17 protein-coding genes and 1 tRNA gene are annotated in these 25,807 nt (G+C 59.1%); 9 read left to right on the forward strand and 9 right to left on the reverse strand.

Annotated elements, in window-relative coordinates; genetic code table 11:
* Window positions 1-485 precede the first annotated feature (485 nt).
* Window positions 486-2,825, forward strand: a complete 2,340-nt coding sequence (locus HUV26_RS01670) for a GGDEF domain-containing protein (protein WP_174408353.1) — start codon at window positions 486-488, stop codon at window positions 2,823-2,825.
* A gap of 283 nt (window positions 2,826-3,108) precedes the next feature.
* Window positions 3,109-4,881, forward strand: coding sequence for a methyl-accepting chemotaxis protein (locus tag HUV26_RS01675; protein WP_174408354.1), 1,773 nt, complete (start codon window positions 3,109-3,111; stop codon window positions 4,879-4,881).
* A 142-nt stretch (window positions 4,882-5,023) separates the two neighbouring features.
* Here the strand turns inward: HUV26_RS01675 and HUV26_RS01680 are convergent, their stop codons facing one another.
* The 4 genes from HUV26_RS01680 to HUV26_RS16910 all read right to left on the reverse strand — a co-directional run bounded on the left by HUV26_RS01680 (window position 5,024) and on the right by HUV26_RS16910 (window position 9,907).
* Window positions 5,024-7,372 (reverse strand): methyl-accepting chemotaxis protein, encoded by a 2,349-nt coding sequence (locus tag HUV26_RS01680; RefSeq protein WP_174408355.1) that lies wholly within the window; start codon window positions 7,370-7,372, stop codon window positions 5,024-5,026.
* A gap of 322 nt (window positions 7,373-7,694) precedes the next feature.
* Window positions 7,695-7,985, reverse strand: a complete 291-nt coding sequence (gene ilvN, locus HUV26_RS01685; RefSeq protein WP_174408356.1) for an acetolactate synthase small subunit — start codon at window positions 7,983-7,985, stop codon at window positions 7,695-7,697.
* Complete coding sequence (gene ilvB, locus HUV26_RS01690; protein ID WP_174408357.1) at window positions 7,978-9,657, reverse strand: acetolactate synthase large subunit; 1,680 nt, start codon at window positions 9,655-9,657, stop codon at window positions 7,978-7,980. The genes ilvN and ilvB overlap by 8 nt, the downstream gene beginning before the upstream one ends.
* A 118-nt stretch (window positions 9,658-9,775) precedes the next feature.
* On the reverse strand, window positions 9,776-9,907 hold the full coding sequence (locus tag HUV26_RS16910) for a hypothetical protein (protein WP_274602446.1): 132 nt from the start codon (window positions 9,905-9,907) through the stop codon (window positions 9,776-9,778).
* Window positions 9,908-10,327: 420 nt separating this feature from the next.
* Here HUV26_RS16910 and HUV26_RS01695 point away from each other — a divergent pair, with 420 nt between their 5' ends.
* Window positions 10,328-10,546, forward strand: coding sequence for a rubredoxin (locus HUV26_RS01695; RefSeq protein WP_174408358.1), 219 nt, complete (start codon window positions 10,328-10,330; stop codon window positions 10,544-10,546).
* A gap of 148 nt (window positions 10,547-10,694) precedes the next feature.
* The gene (locus HUV26_RS01700; RefSeq protein ID WP_174408359.1) at window positions 10,695-12,692 is read left to right on the forward strand and encodes a multicopper oxidase family protein; all 1,998 of its coding nucleotides are present in this window, start codon (window positions 10,695-10,697) and stop codon (window positions 12,690-12,692) included.
* 232 nt (window positions 12,693-12,924) lie between these two features.
* On the opposite strand, the gene HUV26_RS01705 is transcribed toward HUV26_RS01700, so the two are convergent.
* Both HUV26_RS01705 and HUV26_RS01710 read right to left on the reverse strand, forming a co-directional pair.
* Entirely contained in the window at window positions 12,925-13,719 is a 795-nt protein-coding gene (locus HUV26_RS01705; RefSeq protein ID WP_174408360.1) for a class I SAM-dependent methyltransferase, read from the reverse strand.
* A gap of 479 nt (window positions 13,720-14,198) precedes the next feature.
* Window positions 14,199-14,275: transfer RNA gene (locus HUV26_RS01710), tRNA-Met, on the reverse strand.
* A gap of 89 nt (window positions 14,276-14,364) precedes the next feature.
* On the opposite strand from HUV26_RS01710, the gene HUV26_RS01715 reads away from it, so the two are divergent.
* The 3 genes from HUV26_RS01715 to HUV26_RS01725 all read left to right on the forward strand — a co-directional run bounded on the left by HUV26_RS01715 (window position 14,365) and on the right by HUV26_RS01725 (window position 16,468).
* Complete coding sequence (locus tag HUV26_RS01715) at window positions 14,365-15,087, forward strand: glycosyltransferase family 2 protein (RefSeq protein WP_174408361.1); 723 nt, start codon at window positions 14,365-14,367, stop codon at window positions 15,085-15,087.
* A 19-nt stretch (window positions 15,088-15,106) separates the two neighbouring features.
* Window positions 15,107-15,541: a hypothetical protein gene (locus HUV26_RS01720; RefSeq protein ID WP_174408362.1), complete on the forward strand. Its 435-nt coding sequence runs from the start codon at window positions 15,107-15,109 to the stop codon at window positions 15,539-15,541.
* Window positions 15,542-15,757: 216 nt separating this feature from the next.
* Complete coding sequence (locus HUV26_RS01725) at window positions 15,758-16,468, forward strand: TVP38/TMEM64 family protein (protein WP_243451213.1); 711 nt, start codon at window positions 15,758-15,760, stop codon at window positions 16,466-16,468.
* 184 nt (window positions 16,469-16,652) lie between these two features.
* Here the strand turns inward: HUV26_RS01725 and HUV26_RS01730 are convergent, their stop codons facing one another.
* The 3 genes from HUV26_RS01730 to pdxA form a co-directional block, all read right to left on the reverse strand.
* Window positions 16,653-17,927, reverse strand: coding sequence for a glycoside hydrolase family 3 protein (locus HUV26_RS01730; RefSeq protein WP_243451214.1), 1,275 nt, complete (start codon window positions 17,925-17,927; stop codon window positions 16,653-16,655).
* A gap of 19 nt (window positions 17,928-17,946) precedes the next feature.
* Window positions 17,947-19,611 (reverse strand): hydantoinase/oxoprolinase family protein, encoded by a 1,665-nt coding sequence (locus HUV26_RS01735; RefSeq protein ID WP_174408363.1) that lies wholly within the window; start codon window positions 19,609-19,611, stop codon window positions 17,947-17,949.
* Window positions 19,612-19,721: 110 nt separating this feature from the next.
* Window positions 19,722-20,720: a 4-hydroxythreonine-4-phosphate dehydrogenase PdxA gene (gene pdxA / locus HUV26_RS01740; protein WP_174408598.1), complete on the reverse strand. Its 999-nt coding sequence runs from the start codon at window positions 20,718-20,720 to the stop codon at window positions 19,722-19,724.
* Window positions 20,721-20,980: 260 nt separating this feature from the next.
* Between pdxA and HUV26_RS01745 the strand changes: the two genes are divergently transcribed.
* Together HUV26_RS01745 and HUV26_RS01750 are read left to right on the forward strand one after the other, a co-directional pair.
* On the forward strand, window positions 20,981-22,324 hold the full coding sequence (locus tag HUV26_RS01745; RefSeq protein WP_174408364.1) for an ATP-dependent 6-phosphofructokinase: 1,344 nt from the start codon (window positions 20,981-20,983) through the stop codon (window positions 22,322-22,324).
* A 62-nt stretch (window positions 22,325-22,386) separates the two neighbouring features.
* Entirely contained in the window at window positions 22,387-25,803 is a 3,417-nt protein-coding gene (locus HUV26_RS01750) for a UvrD-helicase domain-containing protein (protein WP_174408365.1), read from the forward strand.
* Window positions 25,804-25,807: the final 4 nt, after the last annotated feature.

Genomic DNA, 25,807 nt, shown 5'->3' on the forward strand with positions numbered 1-25,807 from the left:
GTTTCAAGGACAAACTGTTACACCATGGCGCATACCGCCACCAGCGGACAGGCTCATGCCTTCCGGGCAACCGGCTCCCTCATCCGCACGTACCGCCTCCGGCAAACCTTCGGAAAAGGCAACCTGCTGTGTAGCTGCACATGCCCTCACATCCGCGTCCGCCTCGCTGCGCCCCACGTTGAAAACAGGCCCGAACACCTCTTGCACCTTGCAACGCCCTGTTTCCGGTGGGTCCACAGAACGTGACATTTCAACAGGCGACCCTTCTTAAACACTGCGACACACACTTTTCTTACCGCTGTAACCCACACGTAACAACCAAATTGCCGCAGAGCGTAATAGCTCGAGGTGCGGTACATCTGCTGGCAAAACCAGCTCGGAACACAATTGACACAACCATGCGGCACACTTGCATGGTATGAACGTGCGCCACGGCCACGTGACACATAGCACGCAAACGGCTCGTTGCCACGGAGGGAGACATCATGCTCGACACACTCGGCCACTCCATGCAGCAACCCGGCACGCGCCTGTCCGGCGCATTATCGAATACGTCCATCAAGGGCTTCGTCGCCGGTCATACCGGCCTGAATCTCATCATTTTCCGTATCAGCGACCATATCCTCCTGCGCGAACTCTATGGCGACGAGGTGGCCAGCAGCATAGATACCCTGCTCCGCGAAGGCGTGCACGAAGCCATAACCGACCTGCACGACCCGGAGGCCAAAGGCACCTGCCTCTATCCGCTTGAATCAGGCGAATATCTTCTTCTGTGGCCGGATAACGGCACCCGCAAATACCGCCTCTCGGATGCGGCGTTCACCATGAAGCTGCGCATCCAGCAGCATCTGAAGCGCGACCTGCTCCGCTGGACCGGACGCGAGCCGCAGATAAACGTAGGCTGCGCCAGCTACCGCCGGAGAAACAACGAGCAGCCCGAAGACGATTTCATGCAGGCGGTACGCGAATGCCGCATTCTTGCCCGCAAAGGGTTCGATCTGGACGCCCTGCGCCTCTCGCGCGAATTCAAGGCCATTCTTCAAACCCGCGATATCCAGACCCTCTACCAGCCCATCGTCCACTTCGAAACAGGCAGCATCATGGCGTGGGAAGCGTTGAGCAGGGGCCCTGCAGATTCTCCCTTCCGCTCTCCCGCCATGCTTTTCGATCTGGCAGAAGAAATGGGCATGCTCTTCGCGCTGGAACGCGTCTGCCGTGAAAACGCCATCAAGCGCATCGGCAGGCTGGCAGAAGGGCAAAAACTCTTTCTGAACATCCACCCCCGCACCCTTACCGACCCCGGCTTCACTCCGGGCAGCACCCGCGATATTATCGAAAAAGAAGGCCTGCGCGCAGAAGACATCGTTCTGGAAATAACGGAACGCCACTCCATCCGCGACTTCAGCCTCTTCTATAAAACGCTGGACCACTACCGGGGACAGGGATTTCAGGTCGCTATCGATGATGCGGGAACGGGATACTCCGGCCTGTCCACCATCGCGGAACTCAAGCCCAATTTCATCAAAATAGACATGTCGCTCATCCGCAACATAGACCGCGACCCCGTCCGGCGGGCGCTGCTGGAAACCATTGTCACCTTTGCGGATAAAATCGATTCCAAGGTCATAGCAGAAGGCATAGAAACACGCGAAGAGGCTGCAACCCTGCTCCAGATAGGCACCCACTACGGGCAGGGTTTCTTTCTGGGCAAACCCCAGTTCCCCAAGCAGCAGAGCGTTCAGGAACTCTCATCCATCCGTCCTTCGGTGCAGCCCATTCCCCTTCGCAACATCGGGTGCTCCATCCCCGTGGGCAGCCTTGCCCGCCCCGTCGTATCCGTCACTCCTGCAACACTGGTCAGCGAAATGCGTGACCTGTTCAAAGAAAAACAGCCCCATAACAGCATCGCGGTAACAGAAAACGGCGTCCCCGTGGGCCTTGTCATGGAATACCATCTGAACAGGCAGCTTTCCGCCCAATACGGGGTCGCGCTCTACTTCAAACGCCCCGCGCGCACCGTCATGGATACAAACCCGCTCATCGTGGATGAAGCCGTGCCTGTGGAAGATACGGCGCAGATGGCCATGAACCGCAATCAGCTGCAGGCATATGACGACATAATCGTCACGCGCGACGGCAAACTTCTCGGCCTCGTCTCCGTGCAGGCCCTCCTGCACTCGCTGGCACAGTTGCAGGTGGAACTCGCAAAGGGCACCAATCCCCTGACCGGGCTTCCCGGCAACGTGGCGCTGGAAAATGAAATAGAAAAGCGCCTCAAAACAGGCGGAGCCTTTGCCCTCATCTATGCAGACCTGGACAATTTCAAAGCCTACAACGACTACTACGGCTTCAAGAACGGTGACAGAATCATCTTGCTGCTGGCAGAGATTCTCACATGGGCCGTCAACCGCCACGGCATCCGGGGCGACGTCGTCGCCCACATCGGCGGCGATGACTTTGTCTGCGTGCTCTCCCGCCAGAAGGCAGAACGCATCTGCCTTGCCGTCACCCGCTGTTTCAAACGTCTGGTGCGCTCCTGCTACAGTGCCCACGACCGGGACCGCGGATGGATTCTGGCCCGCGGTCGCGATGGCGTTGAACGGGAATTTCCCCTCGTATCCGTCTCTCTGGCGGTCATAGATTGTCAGGGCAACTGCTCACTGATGGAAATAGGCGAACGCGCAGCACAGATGAAGCACTTCGCCAAATCCATTCCCGGCAACGTATTCGTGGTAGACAGACGCAGCCCTGTGGGAACAGGCTCCACAGGTACGGAATGCCACTGCGCCGGAGCCGTGCAGATGGACAACTCGTCACACATGTAGCACCGCCGGCTCCTGCCCCCTTCCGGTCCCGCTTTACCAGCCGAATAGTTACACTTCTCTCCTGCAACGTGCCCTGCTGCGAAAAGCATCCGCCTTCTCCCCATTGCACCGCCACCTGAGCAGAGCTTTCCCCACCCATAATTATCATGGCAGAACCCCATCATCAGGAGCACGTTGCTAGTATGGAAAAGGCTTTTCGTTGCCTCAGCAGCAATGCGGGCTTCTGAACAAAACACTTGGGCCCACAGGCGGGAATCATCACCGAAGAGAATCGGAGGAGAATATGGGCGCACTGCAAAACATGAAAACCGGCAACAAACTGGGGCTTGTTCTGTTGCTGAACATCCTGCTGCTGGTCCTCATGGGGTGGCTCGGCTACTCCAGTTCACAGGATATCCAGCAAAACCTCAACAAAGTCTTCAACAGAGATTTCAAAGGCATCGAGCTTCTCCTGCAAGCCGACAGAGACCTGCACCAGACCCTCATTGCCGAAAGAACCATGATCTTCCTTCCCGTAGACAGCAAAGAATATGCACAGCAGCTTAAGGATTACGAACTGAACATAGGGCAGGCCGACACACGGGTGGGCAAATTCGCCCAACTGGAAGGTTCGGAGAAGCACAAACCCCTCGTAGATGCCTATTTCCGTGACCGGAAAGAATGGGAAGCAACTTCCCGCAACGTGCTTGCATTGCTGCAAAGCGGCTTACTGCAAGATATTGAAAAGGCCGAGGCCCTTTCCACCGGAAAGGCCAAAGAGCTTTTCGAGGCCATGCGCAAGCACATAGACGATCTGACCGACGACGTGGTGGAACAGGGTGAAGCCGCGCAGGAAGACGCGGAAAACGAATTCCAATCCCTCACCCTGTTCATTGTCCTACTTACTGCGGGCAGCATCGCCATCGGCACCATCTTCACAATTATCGTCACCCGCAGCCTCACCTCCCCGCTGGCGAAGATGCTCACCTACACGAAGCAGGTAGCAGCCAGCGACTTCTCAGGCGTGCTGGACATACACCAGCGGGACGAGGTGGGACAACTTGCCGCCTCCTTCTCGGATATGGCGGGCAATCTGGAACGCAATCTGTTAGAAGTGCAGCAGCAAAGCCGCTTTGCCGAAGAAAAAGCCCGGCAGGCAGAAATCGCTTCCGCTGAAGCCAACGCCGCCAAGCAGCGCGCAGAACAAGCCAAGCAGGAAGGCATGCATCAGGCCGCTCAACGGTTGCAGAGCATTGTGGAACAGATAACCACGGCATCCACCGAACTCTCCGCCCAGATAGAAGAATCAAGCAAGGGGTCGGATATCCAGCAAAGACGCACAAGCGAAATAGCCACCGCCATGGAAGAGATGAACGCCTCCATGGTAGAAGTGGTCAATAACGTGCACATGGCCTCAACCAACGCGGAAGAAGCATGCCGCAACGCCCGTGAGGGCAGCACCGTGGTGGAAGAGGTGGTCAGCTCCATCTCCCGCCTTAACACAGAAGCACGCACCCTCGAATCCGGCCTGAATGATCTGGGCAGACAGGCAGAATCCATCGGCAACATCATGAACGTGATCAACGACATTGCCGACCAGACCAACCTTCTTGCGCTGAATGCGGCCATAGAAGCAGCCCGGGCAGGCGAGGCGGGGCGCGGATTCGCCGTGGTGGCGGACGAGGTGCGCAAACTGGCAGAAAAAACCATGACCGCCACCAAGGAAGTCGGTCAGGCCATTCACGCTATTCAAAGCGGTACCAGCAATAACATCAAAAGCATGGAAGAAACGGTCCGCAATGTTGAGGCAAGCACGGAACTTGCCGGAAAGGCAGGTGCCTCCCTCAAGACCATCTACGCCATTGTGGAATCCACATCGGAACAGGTGCGCGCCATTGCCTCCGCCAGCCAGCAGCAATCCGCCGCGTCGGAAGAAATAACGCGCGGCACGGACGAGGTAAGCAACATTGCGCAGATGACATCGCAGGCCATGGAAGAATCTGCACTGGCAACAGAAAACCTTGCGCGGCTCAGCGAGGATTTAAAAAGCCTCATCCACGAATTACAGCAAAGCTGATCGTAATCACATCTTCTCTGCTTCCCGGCCAGCCCTTATAAGACAGGCTCCCGGAAGATCACAAATGAAAACGGGCGCACCTTCTATCCGGTGCGCCCGTCTGTTTCAATAAATACACCTTGCCTGTGATGGCAAGAGACTTTTACTGCCTGCCCTTCTTTCCGGAAGGTTCCATGTGCAGTTCCGGCATGGCAGGAAGCTCCTTCCCCTTTCTGCCGGGCTGCACCGCAGCTTCTCCGGCAGGCACCGGTTGTCCGTTGTCCGCTCCCCACAGCTCGGGCATGCCTCCCGCCCCCACCTGCAACGGAGGCAACGTCTTTCCGGCAGGCACAACACTCCCGGCTCGCGCGGCAGACCGCCCCGCCTCTGCGGCAACGCCGCCCCTGCCCTGTTCGCGCTCACTCCCCGGATCTTCCGGTGTTTTAAAAGAATCCAGCACGGCGCGCAGCGAATTCAATTCCATTACCAGCCCGCTGAACGCCTTGCCAAGCCCCGCCGTCAGCCTGCGCACCTGCGCCTCCCTGTCCGGGGCGGCATCCGCAGCCCCGCCGGAAACCACCGCACGCGCCTGCCTCGGCATATCCCGCAACCGGGCAACTTCCGGCCCAAGCACTCCCAGCCCCTCGGCAACCCCCCGCGCGGCCACCTCAAGGTCTTCCAGCAGATTCCGCGCGGCATCTTCCAGGTCATCGGAGGCGCGCCTTCCGCTGTACATCAATTCATGCATATCCGCTGCGTGCTCACGGCAGCGTTCCACCACAGAGCGCATCTCGGTCCCTATGGCCTGCAAGCCCCGTCCGTCGTCTCCGGCCCGCGCCATCTCTATATTCACGTTTATGGCCAGTGCCTCAACCTGCCGGGCCACATCCTCAAGAAACGAAGCCTTGCCCGTAAGTGCCCGGAGCCCGCCGTCCACCCTGCCGGAAAGCTCCCGCATACGCTGCGCCTCCTGCGCCACAGAGCGCACCACGCGGTCAACATCCTTCACCGCCGCAAAAACAGCCTCCATACGCGGGTACATTTCCGAAACCTGCTGCTGAACCGCCGTACTCCGCTGTGCAACGTCCGAAACCAATGAGCCTTCAAGCGCCTTCAGCGACTCCATAGCCCTGCCCGCGTGCTCCTTCAGCAGAGAGGCGGATGTCCGCGCTGCGGCTATCCGGGCGCACACAAACTGGCCCTGCGCGGCAAGGGCGGCCATAAGCTCATCCCCGCGCGAACGCACCACCACGGGCAGCCGATAGTCTCCCTGAGAACGACCGGCCAGAACATCGCGCACCACACGTTCGCCTTCCACAAGCTGGCTCAACGCAGCCCCCAGAACATCGTCCTCTGCCCGCACGGCAAGCCGCACATCCAGCTTGCCCTGCGCCACGGCCTGCACCTGCTCGGTCAGCCCTCCTCCTGCACGAACCGCCTTGTACACGGCATCCATGAGCGCAGCCATCTCTTCCGGCAATCGTCCGGTACCCGCACGCCCATCCTTGTCCACCGGCGGCTTGCCCTCGGCAATCGCCTGAAGCGCTGATGCAACGGCCATATTCCGCCTGCGCACCGCCCCGCTTATGGATAATCCGAAAATCAGCGACACAACAAAGGCAAGGGCCAGCGTCCCCCCCACGGCCAGCATGCCGATATCGCGCACATAGTCTATGGCGGCAAGATACCTGTCAGAAAGCATATTCAAAGGGGCGCGCATATCCGCCACGGCGGAAGCAAGCGTTGCGCGCACCTCGTTCATTGCAGCGGCAGAATCTTCCAACCCGCCAAGGGCGGCCAGGTAGTCCCGTCCATGAGCAAGCAAGGTATCGGCTCTGTCGCGGTCGGTTATGGAAGGCATGCGGGAACGCAGCCCCGAAACGGCCGTCATGGAAGCCCCCATGCGGGACCGCACCTCTTCCAGAGTGCGCACATCACCGCTGTCCTGCCACTGGCGGAGCAGCAGGCGGGATTCATAGTATTCCCGCAGGGCAACATTCAAAAGCCGCAGTTCCTCAAGCCCTCCTGCCGGTTCGGAAATGGAAAAGGCATCGGCCATGCTGGGCATAGCGCTTCTTCCTCCCCCCATCTCCTCCAGCAACCGGGCATACTCGGCAGCGGCACTTTCGGCCTCCTGCGCCCTTGCCGCACGGGCATCAGCCACGGCCTGCCATTTTTCCATGGCTCCCCGGAACTCAATGTTGGCCCGCATGGCTCTGTCCAGACGCACGAGCATGTCGTGTTCCACATACAGCTTGAACTGCGACAGAGCCTGATCCAACATACCGCTGCGCGAGAGCACGGCATCCAGTGCTCCGGGCTTGGGGTCCAGCATCACGGCCTGCGCCCCCGTCTGCATGCTGCGGATATCCGACTCAAGCGATGCCCGCCGCTCCAGCACGCTCTGTGCCTCGGTGAGCCTGCGGTGGCCTTCCCACCCCATCACCGCCAGAACAGCCAAAAGGGCAAACATCAGGCCGAATCCCCAGAAAATCCTTGAACCGATTCGCATACCGTTCTCCGTGGATGAACCCCGCCGATGGATTACGCCGGACGATTATGATTATTGCCGAAAACCGACGAGTATCGCTGAATGATGCGACTAATCCTTTTTTCATGAGATTTCAAACAGACTTTGCAGATACCGGAACCAGCCAATTTCAAACACAAATCGGTGACAGCTTGCAGACAGCGCACATCGCGCACGCCGCACGCTCCCGCAACGCAAAGGCGGCACCCGCACGCCACGCGTGGCAGGCACCGCCCCGGCTACACTCTTTTACAATGCAAAAGGTGAACATCTCCGCCCAATTCAGCCCACCCTCCGGGCGGACTCATCCGCCCATCACCGTCCCAAGCTGGTCAAACACGGCGGTCTTCTCCGTGCTCACACGCACATCATGCACATCCTGCAACTTGCGCATCTGGCGTATCATCTGCTCCAGCCGGTCATCCTCGTCCACCAGCAGCCATATGCGGCTCGCCTCCCCTCCGTGCATGGGCAGGCAGAGAATAGCCTCCACGTTAAACGCCCTGCGGGAAAAAAGCCCGCAAACGTGAGACATCACACCGGGATGGTTGTTCACCGTCACATCCAGAACCGTGCGCGGCACACTCCTAGGCATGGGCTTCTCCTTCAATCATAATGCGGTTGGCGGCTCCGGGCGGCACCATGGGCAGCACCTTCTCCTCCCTGTCCACAGGCACATGCACAAGGCACGGACCACGCTGCGCAAAAGCACGGGCAATGTCGGCATCAGGGTCAGCACTCGTTCCCAAATCCACCGTGCGCCAGCCAAACCCCTCCGCTATCTTCAAAAAATCCACCGCAATCTGGTATTCCGATGAAAAATAGTTCCCCCTGAAGAACAGTTCCTGCTGCTGATGCACCAGCCCGAGACAATTGTTGTTCAGCAGCACCACAGTCACGTTCACTTTCTGCTCCGCCGCGGTGGCGAACTCCTGAATGTTCATGAGCAGGCTTCCATCCCCGCTGAAGCAGATAACCCGCCTGTCCGGAGCGGCAAGCGAAGCCCCTATGGCAGCGGGCAGGCCAAACCCCATGGTTCCCAGCCCGCCGGAGGTAAGCCACTGCCTCTGTCGGCGGAAGGGATAGCTCTGGGCAGTCCACATCTGGTGTTTGCCCACATCGGTACACACAATGGCCCCCTCATCCGCAATCTCGCCTATACGGCGGATAAGCTTCTGCGGCGTCTCATATCCGCCCTGCACAGGCGCATGCTGCGGGAAGGCGGCCCTCAGTGCCGCAATATACTCCAGCCACTCGGCTCTCCCGTTGGGCTGCACCTTGGGCATAAGCACATCCAGCACCTCGGCAATATCGCCGAGAATCCCCACAGAGGCAGTGCGAATCTTGTCAATCTCGCTGTGGTCAATATCAATATGAATAACCTTGGCCGCAGGGCAGAACTCCTGCACCTTGCCCGTAGCCCGGTCGTCAAAACGCACCCCGGCGGCGATAATCAGGTCGCACGCCTCCAGCGCCATATTGGTATAGCGCTCCGCGTGCATGCCCAGCATGCCGATGGAAAGGGGATGGTCACGGGGAATGGCCCCCAGCCCCATAAGCGTCATGGTCACGGGCATAGAAGCCTTTTCCGCAAGGGCGCGCACCTGCCCGCCCGCACCGGCTGCTATCACGCCCCCGCCCACCCACAGCAGCGGGCGGCGCGCCGCGTTGATCATGGCGGCAGCAGTTTCAATATCCGCATCATAGGCCTGCGGGGCAGGGTCCGCCTCGCCCGGTTCCGGCCATTGGGCAAAGGCAATTTCCGCAGTCTGTATATCGCGGGGAATATCCACAAGCACAGGACCGGGACGCCCGGACGCGGCAAGCCGGAATGCCTCCGGTATGACAGAAAGCAGCTCCTGCGCCGAGCGGACAAGAAAATTATGCTTGGTAATGGCTATGCTCATCCCGTAGGTGTCCACCTCCTGAAAGGCGTCCGTGCCCATAAGCGGGCTGGGCACCTGCCCCGTAATGCAGACAAGGGGAACAGAATCAAGCTTGGCGTCCGCAATGGCGGTAAGAATATTGGTCGCCCCCGGCCCGGATGTGGCAAGGCACACCGCAGGCTGCCCCGTCACACGGGCCATGCCCTGCGCGATGAATCCCGCCCCCTGCTCATGGCGGGCAAGAACATGGTGTATGTGTTCACTGCGGGAGAGCGCGTCATACAGGGGCAGGTTGGCCCCTCCCGGTATGCCGGAAACAATCCGTATCCCCTGTCGTTCAAGCAGCCTTATGGTAAGCTCTGCGCCGGTCATCCTGAACATGCAGCATTCCTCCTGCGGACCCTTACTTGCAACCGGCGGGGGGCGGGTCAAACAAAAACCCCCGCCGGAGCCTTAACGCTGGCGGGGGTGAGGTTTCCTTCGTGGGGAGACTGGCCCGTTACATCGCTAAGGCACCGGCATCGCGTGAGACGACGACGTTGACGACGACATTGACGACCAATAGAACAACCGCAGCCTGCTTCAGGCTGTTCTCTGCGAAGATTCGGATGTTCTGCATGGGGTCACGCATGGGCTTCTTCTTTTGGTAAGGAAAATCACTACGTTCACGGCACAATAGAGGCCCGCGGGCGATTATGTCAAGCGGGGGACCGCTTTTCATGGGGAACGCAACACCTGCATCGGTGAACGGTCGAAACGGGCCGGTGAACGGTTTCGCCCGGCAAGCGGAAAGAAATCAGAAACGGCTGACATCTTCACTCCCGACATGCTACAAGATATGCTACAACACGGGCTATAGGTCGGTCTTTCAGGCTGCAATCAGGCTGCGGACCCATGCCTTAGCAGAGTGCCATGTTTCCCAAAGGCCAGCATAAGGTTGCACAACCGTTGCCATGAAAGAACAACGCAACGTGTTCCGTTACCGGACGTTCACATGGCGCAGGCCTATCAAGCCAGTGCCTGCACCCCAACCACTCTCACGGAGTCCTCCATGGCAAAACCGGAAGAAATGTACCAGTGCCAGACCACCAACTGCGGTTACATCTACAACCCCGACAAAGGTGACCGAAAAGGCAAAGTTCCCGCAGGAACCGCCTTTGCAGACCTGCCGGAATCATGGCGTTGCCCCATCTGCGGCGGAACCAAGAAATGTTTCCGCCCCCTTGCCGGTCCCGGTTCCGCCCGTGAGGTAACCTGCGAAACGCCCTGAACTGTGCCATACCACCCCTCTTGCTGATAAGAAGGCAAAGAAGGCGGACTGGCTATCAAGTGAACAGTTTGCCAGACAAACCGGCACGCGGCGATCCGGGGTGTATCCCCTTCCCCGGGGCAACGCATAGCGCACAAGGAGACGCTGCATGGCAACACTCCCACCCCACCCTGCAGGAGTACCCTGCTCCGCAGCCGTTTCGCATACGCACTCCGCAGCCACATCGCCCCTTACCTGTAATCATGCCGATGCGGAACCGACCAAACGTGCTTCCGAACACAGTGTCGCACCCGAAGATATCTCCAGACGCACATTCCTGCGTATGGCAGCAGCGGGAAGCCTGCTCCTGCTGCCCCCCGTCCGCCTTCTGGCACAGACAGGCCACGCCGCGCACACATCACACCCCGCACAAACCGTCCGCAGCAGCCTGCATGCTCCCGTGAACAACATCCCGAAGGTGCTGACGGTGAAGGAAGCAGGAATCCGGGCGCAAGGTCTGCCCCCGCTTGTTTACGAAGCACAGACAGAGCACGGAGTCGTGCATAACCCCACCTTTGTGGTCCGCCGGGGCGAGCGGTTTGCACTGCGCATGGAAAACACCCTGAAGGAACCCACCATCATTCACTGGCACGGAGTGGAGTGCGATTGGCGGCAGGCCGGGCACCCGCGCTATGAGGCAGGGCCGGGGCAGACGTACAACTATGATTTTCCCGTCACCAACAGGGCGGCAACGCTCTGGTATCACCCTCATCCCCACGGCGTCACAGGAAAACAGGCGCATCAGGGACTTGTAGGATTCTTCATTGTGCGCGATGCGCAAGAAGAATCCTTTGCGGAACGGCTCGGTGTGCGGCTTGGCGTCTCAGACCTGCCTGTCGCCATACACGACAGGCGGCTGGACCCATCCGGCCAGCCGATATACGCCCCAACCCCCGAGGACTTCCAGATGGGCTGGCTGGGAAACGCCGTGTTCTGCAATAATGAACGCCATGCCCGTATTTCCGTTCCGGCGGGATATGTCCGCCTGCGCTTGCTCAACGCCTGCAACGCCCGCCTGCTTAAACTCGGCGTTATGGCACACGATGCACCGCTGCCGTTCACCGTCATTGCTGCCGATGGCGGTTTTCTCACCGCCCCCGTTTCCGCAAAGGCTGTATTTATGGCTCCCGGTGAACGGACAGAAATTCTGCTGGACCTGCGCAGATTCGCTCCGGAAACAGCTGTCAGCATCGTCAACCTCCCGTTCGATCCCATGCACAATGAACATGAAGGGCACGGAGCCGCCGGGCATGACGGGCATAACGGGCATGACGGACAGGCGGGACAGAAAACCTCTGCGGCCCATTCTGATCATCAGCAGGCAATACCGCATGCGGCGGACAATAGATTGAATAGTTCGCATCCCTCCCCGCACGCAGCACACAGCGAACAAGAAAACCATGGGGCACACGAAGGGCACCGGGAACAGGAAGAGACTGCTGCCCACATACAGCACGGGGCTTCAGCCCCTCCCGTCTCTCACGGGGCGCACGCCCTGCCGCAGGACATACTCCCGGAAGGAAGCCCCTTCGTCATCGCCACGCTCCAAACGACCCTTCCCGACACAAAACCATCTCAGTCGCCACTCTCCGATGTGCCGCCCGCGCTGCCGGATTCGTACTCCCCGTCATTCAAAGCAGCCATCGCCCTGAGTGAGCACCCGGCCACAAAAGATGAAATCCCGGTGCAACGTTTCCGGCTGGCACTGTCCGGCAGCGGTCATGAGGCCAAATGGACCATAAACGGGCTCACGTTCGACATGCACGCCACCCCCATCCGGGTGCCTGCGCGTTCTGCCGAAATCTGGGAACTGGAAAATGAACAACGCAGCATGCCGCACCCCATGCACCTGCACGGCTACTTCTTCCAAGTCCTTGCACGGGTAAACAGTCCGCAGCAGGTACAGGAACTCGCGCAGGATGCCAAAGGCCGCGTTGCCACCGATCTGGGCCCGAAGGATACCGTGCTCGTCTGGCCCGGAGAAACAGTCCGCATTCTGGTGGATTTCTCCCACCCCTACCCGGAAGAAGCACAGTTGTTCATGTTCCACTGCCATAACCTCGAACATGAGGATGCCGGAATGATGCTCAATGTTCTGGTGGAGTAACGGTTGCCGATGCGAACACGGCGGAACTCTCCCGGCATATCGCAGGCAGAGGTTTCCCCTCGCATGGACAGAAGCCTGCCCACGTATGCCACGATGGGGCTGAGGAAACACACAACAGAGCCGCAACACTCAAGAAGATTGCTGCGGCTCTGGGGATTCAGTGGGAACAGATTGAGGAGTAAGAGTTATGGAAAACAAATCCCATGGCTAGTTCAAGTACGAATCTTGACTACTACTCTGTCTGATCAAAAAAAAAGTCATTCCATGACCCATTTAATCGATAGCTAATTAACCATGGCTCCTGATAGTAATGGACGGAGGTAGCCCTCAGGCGTTGGTCAAGAAGTTGTATATGATATGGAAAATAATTAGGAATATTAAGCATTGCATGATCCCATGCCCCTTGTATTCCTGAATATTTTGATTTTTTACAACTAAACAAGTTAAATCCTGTATTGTTTATGTTTGTGTTCGTATGAATGAGAATATCTTTGACTCCACCTTTCGCAAAAAAATCAAACATAACTTTAATGCCCGAAGGAGAGATGAAATATATAGTCTCAAACGATATTACAACTCGCGATTTTCCATCATCTGGGAATATTTTTTCTAGTAATTCTTTATTTGTTACGTCTGCTTCGTAAAATTCACAATCTGGAATAGATAAAGATTTACAAAATTGTATGCATTCTTTGTCGATGTCAATGCCAATTATTTTCGTGTTCGGGAACTGTTTGTGAGTATGTACAACCTCGTGACCAAAAGAGCACCCTATTATAACTACCTCATCATGATTCTTACCACTAAGAAAAGAGTATATTTTTTCTTGGTAAAGGTGCTTCAATCTAGATGCTTCTTTGAGGTCTTCCCATCTATCTATTATTTTTCCGTTTAGTTCAGGAAATTGCACGACATGATGTCTATTTTTCTTGAAATAGTATTTACTATGCATATAGCCATAAAGACGGCTTGTTCTTATAAATATTGCAAACTTGGATTTGTATATTTTTTTTAAAATTTTTAACATGTGCTTATTTCTCCATATTTTTAAAACCAACTCCATTTATTGCAATATAATTTTTCCGGCCTTATGCTTCGTGACAATACTATGCGGACGCGCATTGATGAATGCTTAATATTTTCATAAGGAGGAGTTAATCAAGATGTCAAGGGAAACAACGATGTCGAGGTCTCATCTCAAGTGCCCGTGCTTAAGGTTCGGGCTCAAAAGTCTATAGGGGAAATATGGTAGCTTCCCATCAGATATTCGCTTAAAAATTTGCTGGTTGTCAAAACTTGATAAATGGAATGATATTGGCTCCCAAAGACGAGTGGCAGGTGCAACTCCAAGTCCAGAGCTTTCTCATTTTGAACTGTGAAAACTCTCAAATAGGGTGTCCGCTTACAAGAAGTCTCGTCCCCCTCTTGCAACCCACTAATCCCGCTTTAATGCAAAAGATAAAGAAAAAGGGTTTGCAATTTTCATTGCAAACCCTTGATTTCTTTTGGTAGCGGGGGCCGGATTTGAACCGACGGCCTTCGGGTTATGAGCCCGACGAGCTACCGAGCTGCTCCACCCCGCGTCATGTGCAGGGGAGGTACTACGTGTTCAGACATGTGCTGTCAATCACTGATTTACAACTTTAGGCCAATTGGGTATGTGTCTCCGGTTATGACAAGAATCAATACCATATCCATCGTCGTCCCCGTATACAACGAGCAGGACAACCTCCCCGTCCTGTTCGCAGAAATAGAGCGCGCCATGGCGCGCACCGATAAAGAATGGCATGTCATCTTCGTGGATGACGGCAGCACAGACAACAGCCTGCCCGTAATGCGCACACTGGCGGAAAAGCATCCTTCCGCCCGTTATGTGGCCTTTGCCGCCAACTGCGGACAGTCCGCCGCGTTCAAGGCAGGTTTCGATGCCGCCACCGGCGACGTCATCGTCACCATGGACGCGGACCTACAAAACGATCCGGCGGATATCCCGGACATGCTGGCGCAATATGAGCGCGGTTTTGACATGGTCATCGGCTGGCGCGCCAAGCGGCAGGATTCGCTGGTCAAAAAACTCGTTTCCCGTTTCGGCAACGCCGTGCGTAACCGCCTGAGCAACGAGACCGTCAAAGATACAGGGTGCTCGCTCAAGGTCATGCGAACCACCATGGCGCAGCGTCTTCCCATGTTCACCGGCATGCACCGTTTCCTGCCCACGCTCATGAAGATGCAGGGCGCAACCGTGGCGGAAATCAAGGTGAACCACCGCCCCCGGCGGCACGGCGTCTCCAAGTACGGCGTATGGGACCGCGCCAAGGCCACGTTCTTCGACCTACTCGCCATCCGCTGGATGCAGAAGCGCTCATTCCGCTACAGCATCAAGGAACAGAAGTAGCCACGGCACAGGATACACGGTGGAATTCTGGCTGCGATGGACATTAACCGGCATGGGGGTCGCCATACAGGCAGCCTGCCTCATACGGCTGATGCTGCGCCGTGAACAGGCTCCAAACGTTGCACAGGCACAAAGCCCTTCCGGTACGCCCAAAGCAGATGAGGCTACCCGTCCGCAGCATATTCATGGCAGCAGTGCCTCTCCGCCCTGCGGAACACGTATTTCTTGCGGACAAAAGGCATGGCAGACCGCCGGAATACTGTCCTGCCTGCTGCTGGGAAGCATCTCCGCCCATGAGAGCGATGCCGTTTTCCTCATGGCGCAACTGCTCATTGCCGCCTTCTTCCTCATGGAGGCCCGCCGCTCCCCTCTGCCCAGCCGCACCGGGGATGAAGACCCGCTACACGGCACCGAGCGGAACGCCCCGTCTTCCCGCAGCCGCAGCAGCAAGTAGGCACATTTTACGGAACAGATACGTAACCGGCTTTTTTGATACTCATTTTTTCTGGCCCGAAACGGTAAGATGCCAGACGCAGGAAGTGTTCAGGCCCCGCTTCAAAAGGTGCGCGCAACGTCATACGCCCCCGCCTGTACAGTTCCCGGCAGCGAGGCATATTGCCTTTCTAGCAGCCAGCTAGCGACCGCATGAACGGATAGAAGGAACCCCGGTTTGCTGAACGCAAAGACAATCAAGGCCCTGTTCAAGGCCTTCCTCATCTTCTCGCTGCTTGCCGCAGCCATTTACGTCTTCAGAATCTCGCATCTGGACGATGTGCTGGACAAGCACTGGATGGATGCCCACATCCGCGACAAGGGCCTTACCGGCTACATGCTCTTTCTTGCCATTGCGGCGGGCTTCACCTCGGTAGGCCTTCCCCGGCAGATCATAGGCTTTTTCGCGGGTTATGTGTACGGTGCCGCCATGGGCACGGTCATGGGCACGCTGGGCACCGCCCTTGGCTGCGCCCTTGTTTTCTACTATTCCCGGTTTTCAGGCCGCAACCTCATCCAGCGCCGCATGGGCAAACGCATTGCCAAGCTGGACGCCTTTCTGGAACGCGGCCCCTTCCAGATGACGGTAGTCATCCGCCTGCTTCCCGTAGGCAGCAACATCCTCACCAACATGATTGCCGGAGTCACGTCCATTTCCGCCCTGTCGTTTCTCGGCGGTTCACTGGTCGGGTACGTGCCGCAGACCTTCATCTTCGCCCTTCTGGGCAGCGGCGTGCATGTGGACCCCCTCTGGCGCACAGCTCTCAGCGCGGTACTTCTGGTGCTCTCCAGCCTGCTGGGATACCGCCTCTACCGCCGCTTCAGGGTAGCGGACACGCTGGAAGACGAACCTTCGGCTGAACCGGAGAACAGCCCGTCTCCCCGATAGGATACCGGACTCACGCTGCGACAGACAACACCCTCCCGTCCCGACAGGAACAGCGCCTTCCTGTCCAAAGAAAACAACGTACTTCCGCCCCGACAGAACAACAACCTGCCGACCGGGTTGATACGGGATATGCCGTTCCTACCGGCACCAGCCGCCCCTGTCCCATCGCCATGCGGCGGCACACTCAGCGCGGCAGGGCGCGTTTCAATTCCATCACCCGGCGGTAGGAACGCTCCACCCGCGTACGCGGTATGCGGTTATCCTCCACCAGCCTGGCGAGAATACGCACCACCTTGGGCACAATATCCTCGTCATAGGCAAGGTTGTTGCCAAACAGCAAAATATCCGCCCCGGCGGCAACAGCCCGCTCCACCGCCTCTTCCAGCCCGTACTCATCGGCAATGGCCCGCATCTGCATGTCGTCGGTTATGACCACCCCGTCGTACCCCATCCTTTCGCGGAGCAAACCCGTAATGGTGCTGCGCGAAAGCGTGGCAGGATACTCCGGGTCAAGCCGGGCGTTGAACAGATGCCCAGTCATCACCGCCCGCTGCAACGGCGCACGCAACACCGTCTCAAACGGCACAAGCTCCCGCTGCGACCACGTACCGGTCACGTCCGTCACGCCCAGATGCGAATCGGCTCCCGCACTGCCGTGACCGGGAAAATGCTTCAGGCACGCGATCACGCCGTGCGCGTTCAGTCCCTCCGCAAAGGCACGCCCGTGCGCCGCCACCGTTACCGGATCAGCGGAAAAACTTCTGCCCAGCCTGCCTATGGCCGGACTGTCCGGGTTCACGTTCACATCCAGCACCGGGGCGTAGTTCCAGTTCACCCCCACATCGGCAAGCATTCTCCCCACAGCCTCACCGGCACGCCGCGTATCCTCCACCGTGCCGTTGCCAAGCTGCGCCGCAGAAGGCGAAGCGGCAAACCCATATTCCGGCTTCAGCCGGGCAACTCGCCCGCCCTCCTGATCAATGGCCACAAAAAGCGGCACACGGGCCGCCGCCTGCAGACTGCTCACAAGGCTGCGCACCTGCTCCGGGCTGGCGATATTGCGCCCCCGGCTTTTCAGGGCCACGTCATAATCAAACAGCAGCACCCCGCCAAGATGATACCGGCGCACATCGCGCATAATGGCGCTGTCTTCGCCTGCTTCAAGCCCACGGAACCCCACCAGCAGCATCTGCCCCAGCATCTCCTGCAAGGTCGGCTTCGCGTTGAAAGCCTGCGACGGCGAACCGGACGCGACGGAGGCAATGGAGGCACTGGAGGATACGGAGGAAACAGAGGAAACGGGTGCCCCCTCCGGCTTCGACAACGGCTGTGCCCATACGCACGCCGGGCCTGCCAGCACCGCCGCCACAGCCACCAGCACCGCAAGCACCGCCGCTACGGTCCGCCGTACACTGCACCACAACGCGGACAATCCGCTGCCCGCGCTGAATAAAAACATATCCTGTTCCGCGCCCGTATCATTCATGAACAAATGCCTCTGTCACACCCGGTCGTATCTGACATTTCACGCGGATATTCCTTCCCACAGTGCCGTAGTCGCCCACCATATTGAAGCTGTTGGCCTCCAGAATATCCACGGCATCCGCCTTCAGGGTCACCCCCTGTTCGCCCAGATGCTCCAGCAGCATCGTCACGGCATCCTGCTGCGCATCCTTGAGCACATACTGGCGGGTCACGGTATCCCGCAGCCCCAGCGTGGGGATAAACCGTACCCCCTTCTCCGTGTCCGCAAACAATTCCAGTTCAAAGGTGGTCCGCGTCAATGCCGCGCCTATGGCATTGGCAATGGCGTGCTGCGGCGGCACGTCCACCCTGCGGTGCATGGCTTTTGCGAGCAGCCCCTGAAACGCCTTCGCGGGTCCGCCCATCACATACACATGGGCCGGGGCAAGCGTGCCGCCTTCAATAAGCTCCATAATGGTGTACACGGGGCGCGAATTCACCTCATCCAGCAACTCATCCACCGCGCGCGAAATGCTGGAAACAGCCGTCTGAATGGCCTCATCCGCCAGCGTATCCGGAAACATATCCCACAGGGCCGCAAGGCGGCGTATGCCCTCCTTGCTGGCCTGCACATCCCCAAATTCCGCAAGCCCCTTGTATATCAGCGCATCAATGAGTGTGGGCTGCGCACCCCCGCAGGCCATGCACGGCCCCAGCCGCTCAGGCCCCACCCGCACCGCACCGGCCTGTACGTGCAGACGGGAATCTCCGCCCACGCCTATAGACCGGGTACGCAAAGCCCGCACCAACGTGGGATAGCTGCCCACCTCAATGCCGTCATTCTCTATCACCGGCGAACCGGAGGCAAAAATGGCAATATCCGTGGTGGTGCCCCCTATATCCAGAATAATGGAATCCTGCCGTATGTCGCACAGGGCGATAATTCCCATAACGCTGGCTGCCGGGCCGGAGAGAATCGATTCCACAGGGTGCTCGCGAGAGATGGCAAGAGGCATGGTGCCGCCGTCCGCCTTCAGGATATGCACCGGCGCATACACGCCGTACTCGCGCACGCACTGTTCCACCGCGTCCGCAAATCGGTTGTACACGCGCCATACGGCGGAATTGTAGTAGGCAGTGGCGATGCGCCGGGGAAAATTGAGCTGGCCGGAAAGCCGATGCCCCTGCGAGACAAAATCCGCGCAGGCCATCAACTCCTCCGCCAGCAGCGTCTCATGGGCCGGATTGCGTGTGGAAAACTTCCCCACCACGGCGTAAACCTTCAGTCCGGTATCGCAGCAGTCGCGCACCAGCGCGCCTATCTCCTCCGGGTCCGGGGGAGCAATCTCCTTGCCGCGATGGTCCACCGAGCCGCTCACCGTGTAGTAGAAGCGCCCCACCTGATAATCATCGGGATTCACCCCCGGTCCGGCAGAGACAAGCACCCCCACATCCTCGGTCTTGCCTTCCACAATGGCATTGGTAGACAGCGTGGTGGAAAGATTGAGCCGGCTCACTTCCTTGGGGTCCACCCCGGCAAGCACGGCCTCCAGCGCCCCGCGTACAGAGAGCAGCAGATTGTGATGGTCTGTGGAAACCTTGGCAGAAGCGACCACCCTGCCCTTTTCAATGACAACCGCATCCGTGTGGGTTCCGCCCACGTCAATGCCTATACGCACGCCCTACCTCCCTGCGGCTGTCCGCCAAACGGCGCGTCCGGCCATTCCTGTCCCGTTTCCGCCTCTGCCGCAGCAACACCGTACGGCTTGTACGGCTTACCCGGCTTCCCTCATCCCAGCCATCCGGTCATCATGGCGGCGAGCTTCAGGGCTTCCTCAAAGCTGCCCGTTTCGGCAACATCCCTGCCCGTAATGTCAAACCCCGTGCCGTGGTCCACAGAGGTGCGCACAAAGGGCAGCCCCAGCGTCACGTTCACGGCACGCGAAAAATGCATAAGCTTCAGCGGTCCGAGTCCCTGATCATGATACATGGCCAGCACGGCGGCAAACTCGCCCTTAGCGGCACGGAAAAACACCGTATCCGCAGGCAGCGGCCCCTCAACGGCCAGACCCCGCTTGCGGGCATCCTCCACGGCAGGCCCGATAATTTCCACCTCTTCCCGGCCTATACGGCCCGATTCGCCCGCATGAGGATTCAGACCGCACACGGCCACCGGCCCTCCCAGCCCCAGCCGCCGCACAAACCCCACAGTCAGGGCTATGCACAGCTTTACCCTCTCCCGCGTTATCAGGTCCGGCACCTCCCGCAGGGGCGGATGCGCCGTTACCAGACTCACGCGCAGCTTGGGTCCGCACAGGTGCATGCACACCTCGTCGTCGCGCAGTCCGGCAAAACGCGCCAGAAACTCCGTGTGACCGGGAAAATCAAACCCCGCCTCCTGCAACATGGCCTTGTGCAGCGGCAGCGTCACCACTCCCTCGGCCACACCGTCCCGGATAAGCCTGCACGCGGCCTCCAGTGAAACACCGGCCCCTCTCCCGCCATGCGGCGTCGCCGTGCCCATATGCAGGGGCAGTCCTTCCAGCGCGGGCGGCTCATACAGAAAAACGCCGGGTTCATCCCCCGTAACTCTGGCAGGATCAGCAATGCGGGTCCAGAATATGCCCGTGCCCAGCCGCTCCGCATGCATGCGGAGCGCGGCCTCGGGACCAACCAAAATAAGCGGCACAAGAGGGAGCGATCCGCTTCCGCCCATACCGAGCAGACGGCAGGCCAGTTCCGGCCCAAGGCCGTTGGGATCACCCAGGGTAACAAGCAGGGGACGCATGGTCACGGCATCACCATTGGTAAGGCTGAAGATGAACGCACAAAAAAGCCACCTCACAACCGCATAAACGCCTGCCAATCCGGCCTTTGCCGCCGTCAGACGCATCGGGCAAACCTATGCAGTTTTCCACTGCCTGTAAAGCGGCAGCGCGCCCCGCCCCGCCGTTCAAAATCCCTTCCTCCGTGCGGTCGGGCTAGCCTTGTGCCGCGCGATGTGCTAATCTTGTCTGCATGTTGAAACCCCATCCCCAGGAGCTGTCCATGGCCAAACGCAAGGTGAACACCGCAGATATATCCATAGATACCGCCATCCCCACGCTGGGCACCCCCAAAATCCCGTCCCCCATTTCCCACTGCCGGTTCGAGGATGACGTCAATGGCGTGAACATGTTTCTGGATAAGGAATTTCTGGAAGAACTGGGCGATGCCCCGCCCATTCCCATCCGTTTCGAAAGCGCAGGCCCCCGCCGCCACCTCTTTTTCGACACCTCCAAGACCAAATGCGCCATCGTCACCTGCGGCGGGCTGTGCCCCGGCATAAACGATGTCATCCGCGCCATCGTCATGGAAGCCTTCCACAACTACCGCGTGGCGGGCGTCATGGGCATCCGGTACGGGCTTGAAGGGTTCATCCCCCAATACGGGCACGAGATCGTGAACCTCACACCGGATTCGGTGTCAGACATCCACCAGTTCGGCGGCACCGTGCTCGGCTCCTCCCGCGGCCCCCAGAACCCGGAAGACATTGTGGACGCGCTGGAACGCATGAACGTGAACTGCCTGTTCATGATCGGCGGCGACGGCACCATGAAGGCCGTCCAGTCCATCGTCACAGAGATAACCAAGCGCAACCTCAAGATCGCCGTCATCGGCATCCCCAAGACCATTGATAACGATATCAGCTTCGTCCCGCAGTCTTTCGGCTTCGAAACTGCCGTGGACAAAGCCACGGAGGCCATACGGTGCGCCCATACCGAGGCGCAGGGAGCCATGAACGGCATCGGTCTGGTCAAACTCATGGGCCGCGAATCGGGCTTCATCGCCGCGCACTCCACCTTCTCCATCAAAGAGGTGAACTTCGTGCTCATCCCCGAAACGCCCTTCGAACTGGACGGCCCGGGCGGCCTGCTGGAAGCCCTGGCGGAACGGCTCAAACACCGCAAGCACGCCGTCATCGTCGTGGCAGAAGGCGCGGGCCAGCACCTCATGTCCACCAGCAAGGAAACAGATGCCTCCGGCAACCCCGTGCTGGGCGACTTCACCTCCCTGCTACGCGAGCGGATCAAACAGCATATGGACTCCATAGGCATGGCTTACTCCCTCAAATACATAGACCCCAGCTACATCATCCGCTCCGTGCCCGCCAACGCCAACGACCGCATCTACTGCGGCTTCCTCGGTCAAAGCGCGGTGCATGCGGCCATGGCGGGCAAAACCTCCATGGTGGTGGGCAAAATCATGGACCGCTACGTGCACCTGCCGCTGCATCTGGTCACCCGCAAACGGCATAAGGTAAACATCCACTCCGTCTACTGGCGCGCCGTGGTCGAATCCACGGGCCAGTCCGCCCTCAAGGGCATGGTGCCCGCCAGCTACTGCGACTGAAACGGAGCACAAGTTCCCGTCTCAGCCAGAGCCAGAGCCAGATAAGGAAAACGCACAACACCATGTCCGCCACGCTGCAACAGATACAAGCCTCTGCCGGGTCAGGAAAAACATACACCCTGACCCGGCAGTTTCTTACGCTGCTCAAAAACGCCGCAGAAGAATCCCGCAGCCCCGCCTGCACCCTATCCCGCGCCCCCGGCGACCCTCACTGCTGGCCGGAAATCCTCGCCGTCACCTTCACCAACAAGGCCGCCACAGAAATGCGCGAACGCATCGTGCGGTCGCTCAAGGAACGTGCGCTGGATACAGAACCCCACAACGCCGCATCGGACTGGAGCAGCGAATCCGCACAACGCTGGGTGCATATCCTGCTACGCCGCCTTTCCTCACTGAACGTACGCACCATAGACAGCCTGCTGAACATGCTGGTGCGTCTCTCGGCACTGGAACTGGGACTCCCCCCGGACTTTGAACCCGTTTTCGACAGGCGCGACCTGTACGACCCGCTCTATGACCGCCTGCTGGAAGCCGCCAGCGCGGGCGGACCGGAACACGGCCTCATTGCGGAAGCATGCCGCACCCTGCTCCTGCATACGGAAAAGGAAGGCTTCGTCCCCGGCGAGAGCATCCGCGACAGACTCTACGAGCTTACAGAAACACGTCTTGCAGACACTGCCAGTCAGCAGGAAGACGCCCCCCCCTTCATGGATGCGGAAACCCTGCGCGGCTGGCTGGTCAACCTCCATACGGACTACACCGCCGCTGCCACCGCCGTTACCCGCCTCATGCGGGACGAAGGGCTGGAGCCACAGGCAAATTTCAGCAAATTCCTGTCCGCGTGCGCCGAATCCGGCCCGTTCCGCAAGCCAAAATCCTCCGCCTATGCCGCCAAGAACCATGTGGACGAATGCCTGCTCAAAGCCTCGCGTGACAAGGCATCCCCGGATCTGCAAAAGGCCTACGCCGATCTGGTACAATGCCATGCCGATCTGGAAGGTCCGGGACAGTTGCTGCGCAAGGCTCTGGAAATAACCCCCTTCGCGCAACTGGCGGAATCACTGGCCCTGCTGGTGGAAGAAGCGCAGCGCGAGCAGGGCAAAGTACCCGCCTCCCTCTGGCCGCGCTACGCGGAACGCATTCTCACCGGCGGCGCAGGTGCCTCAGAGGCCTTCTGCCGCATGGGCACCCGCCTCACCCACCTGCTCATAGACGAATTTCAGGACACCTCCGTCCCTCAGTGGAACGCCATCCGCCCTCTGGCGCAGGAATGCCTTTCCAAGGCAGGCTCCCTCGTCTACGTGGGCGATGTGAAACAGGCCATCTACGGCTGGCGCGGCGGCGATTCCGCCCTGTTCGAATCTGTCCTTCAGGACCCGGAAATCCGCGCCGTGGTCCCGGCGCCCAAGCGCGTCAACCTGCCCAATAACTGGCGTAGCTGCAAAGAAATCGTGCAGTTCAACAATGCCGTGTTCAGCCGCCTGGCTGAACCGGACACCGCGCTCGCCTTTGCGGAACAGGTCCTCTCCGGCGCATCGGACCGTGTCATACGGCTGGCCGCAGACGACATCCTGCACAGTTTCGACCACTGCGTCCAAAGCGTCCCGGAGCACAAAGCCGAAAGCGGCGGGCTGGTCCGCCTGTACGATGTTTCCGGCGAAAAAACGGAAAACCTGCACGAACAGATGCAGCAGCACATGATACGCCTGTTCACAGAAGACCTCCTTCTCCGCAGGCGTCCCGGCGACATAGCCGTGCTGGTACGCAAGAATTCGGAAGCCGCCCTCGTCACCGAATGGCTGGTCACCCAGAACATTCCGGTCATCACGGAAAACAGCCTCTCTCTCGCTGCCCACCCGGTTATCCGGCAGATTGTGTCCCTGCTGCATTTTCTGGACTACCCCCTCAATGACCTCGCCTTCTGGGAATGCCTGAGCGGGGGCCCCCTGCTGTCCGGCGGCCCGCGCGCCGACATTTCCGGGCATTATCCCGGCCAATATTCTGGTCAATCCTCAGGCCCCGTCCCGCCTCCGTATCTGGCAGGCGCTCCCTGCCTGCCTGCCCATCGGCTGGACGACTGGCTGGCAGCCCCGCGAAAGGGCAGCCTCTTCGCCGCCTTCCGTGAGGCGCACCCCACCCAATGGCGGGCGTGGTTTGCTCCGTTCTACTCGCAGGCAGGCCTTATGAGCGCTTACGATACCGTGCGCGAGGCATTCGGACGTTTCCGGGTGCTGGAACGCTTCCCGCAGGACGCCATTTTCCTGCGCCGTTTTCTGGAGGTAGTCTTCGCCGCAGATGAGCGTGGTCTGCGCTCCCTTTCCGATTTCCTCGAATACTGGACAGAAAGCGGCGGGGAAGAAAAAGTGCCCATGCCGGAAAACGTAAACGCCGTCCGGGTCATGACCATGCACAAGTCCAAGGGGCTGGAATTCCCGGTGGTGGTCGTCCCCTTCCACCATCACATCCTCACCCGGAGCACCACCCCGGAAACGGTAACGGTTCAGGGCCGCACCCTGCTGGTTCCCCGCTGCAAGGAGCTGGGAGACGCCTATTACCTCGCCGTTGCCGCAGAAGCACGGGAACAGCTCAACCTGCTGTATGTGGCGTGGACACGCCCGGTGGAGGAACTGCACGCCTTCATCACCTCCACCCCCTTTCACGAACCGCGCTCCCCCATGCTCTGCGCCCTGCGCCTGCTGCTGGATACCTTCGGCATGGGCAATACCCGTGATGAACGGGAAAAAGAGGTCTCTTTCGGCACTCCGCCGCAGGCAACGTTTGCCCCCGCCCCTTCCGGCCTCCCGCAAGAACCGCATCCATCAGACGCAGCCAGCCATGTGCCGACCGATCATATACCGGACTGTCACATCCCTGCCGGACAGGCTGCGCTGCCCGAACAGTATGAAGAAGGCAGCCCGGACTGGAAGCCCATGCAGTGGCTGCCGCGCCTGAAAATTTTCCGCAACCCGCTGGAAGAGATAACCTTTGATGAACGACGTCGCGGCACCCTCGCCCACGCCTGTCTGGAACGGCTGCGGCTCACAGGGACGGCAAAAGGCGAAAACCTCGCACTGGACGTGGCGCGTGCCATACGATACGGCATGCGCGCCCACCCCCTGCCCATACCAGACAGGGCAGCCGTGGAAAAAGATCTGGAAGACATGCTGCGGTGGGTTGCCTCACTTCCGGAATATCCCGCATGGCAGCGGCACGGCACACCGGAATGTGCCATCATGGACGCCCGGGGCGGGCTGCACAGAACAGACCTGCTCGTGGATAACGGGCACACCCTCACCGTGGTGGAATATAAAACCGGGCAGCCGTCTCCCGCCCACCGGCAGCAGGCAACGCGCTACGTGAACCTTCTCGCGGCTGTCCCCGCCTACGCGGACAGGCAGTTGCAGAGCGTCATCGTCTATCTGGACCTGCGCGAAACCGTTGTTACCCGGCACCCGCACTCCAGCTCCGCCATTGCGTAAAGAA

The organism is Desulfovibrio psychrotolerans (genome assembly GCF_013340305.1).
Classification (GTDB): Bacteria; Desulfobacterota; Desulfovibrionia; order Desulfovibrionales; family Desulfovibrionaceae; genus Halodesulfovibrio; species Halodesulfovibrio psychrotolerans.

Bases quoted from the DNA above. Each gene is read 5' to 3' on its own strand.
- HUV26_RS01670 (WP_174408353.1), top strand. From the start codon at position 486: ATGCTCGACACACTCGGCCACTCCATGCAGCAACCCGGCACGCGCCTG.
- pdxA (WP_174408598.1), bottom strand. From the start codon at position 20,720: ATGCGTCCCCTGCTTGTTACCCTGGGTGATCCCAACGGCCTTGGGCCG.
- HUV26_RS01705 (WP_174408360.1), bottom strand. From the start codon at position 13,719: ATGTTAAAAATTTTAAAAAAAATATACAAATCCAAGTTTGCAATATTT.
- ilvB (WP_174408357.1), bottom strand. From the start codon at position 9,657: ATGTTCAGGATGACCGGCGCAGAGCTTACCATAAGGCTGCTTGAACGA.
- HUV26_RS01700 (WP_174408359.1), top strand. From the start codon at position 10,695: ATGGCAACACTCCCACCCCACCCTGCAGGAGTACCCTGCTCCGCAGCC.
- HUV26_RS01675 (WP_174408354.1), top strand. From the start codon at position 3,109: ATGGGCGCACTGCAAAACATGAAAACCGGCAACAAACTGGGGCTTGTT.
- HUV26_RS01715 (WP_174408361.1), top strand. From the start codon at position 14,365: ATGACAAGAATCAATACCATATCCATCGTCGTCCCCGTATACAACGAG.
- HUV26_RS16910 (WP_274602446.1), bottom strand. From the start codon at position 9,907: ATGCGTGACCCCATGCAGAACATCCGAATCTTCGCAGAGAACAGCCTG.
- ilvN (WP_174408356.1), bottom strand. From the start codon at position 7,985: ATGCCTAGGAGTGTGCCGCGCACGGTTCTGGATGTGACGGTGAACAAC.
- HUV26_RS01680 (WP_174408355.1), bottom strand. From the start codon at position 7,372: ATGCGAATCGGTTCAAGGATTTTCTGGGGATTCGGCCTGATGTTTGCC.
- HUV26_RS01750 (WP_174408365.1), top strand. From the start codon at position 22,387: ATGTCCGCCACGCTGCAACAGATACAAGCCTCTGCCGGGTCAGGAAAA.
- HUV26_RS01745 (WP_174408364.1), top strand. From the start codon at position 20,981: ATGGCCAAACGCAAGGTGAACACCGCAGATATATCCATAGATACCGCC.
- HUV26_RS01730 (WP_243451214.1), bottom strand. From the start codon at position 17,927: ATGTTTTTATTCAGCGCGGGCAGCGGATTGTCCGCGTTGTGGTGCAGT.
- HUV26_RS01695 (WP_174408358.1), top strand. From the start codon at position 10,328: ATGGCAAAACCGGAAGAAATGTACCAGTGCCAGACCACCAACTGCGGT.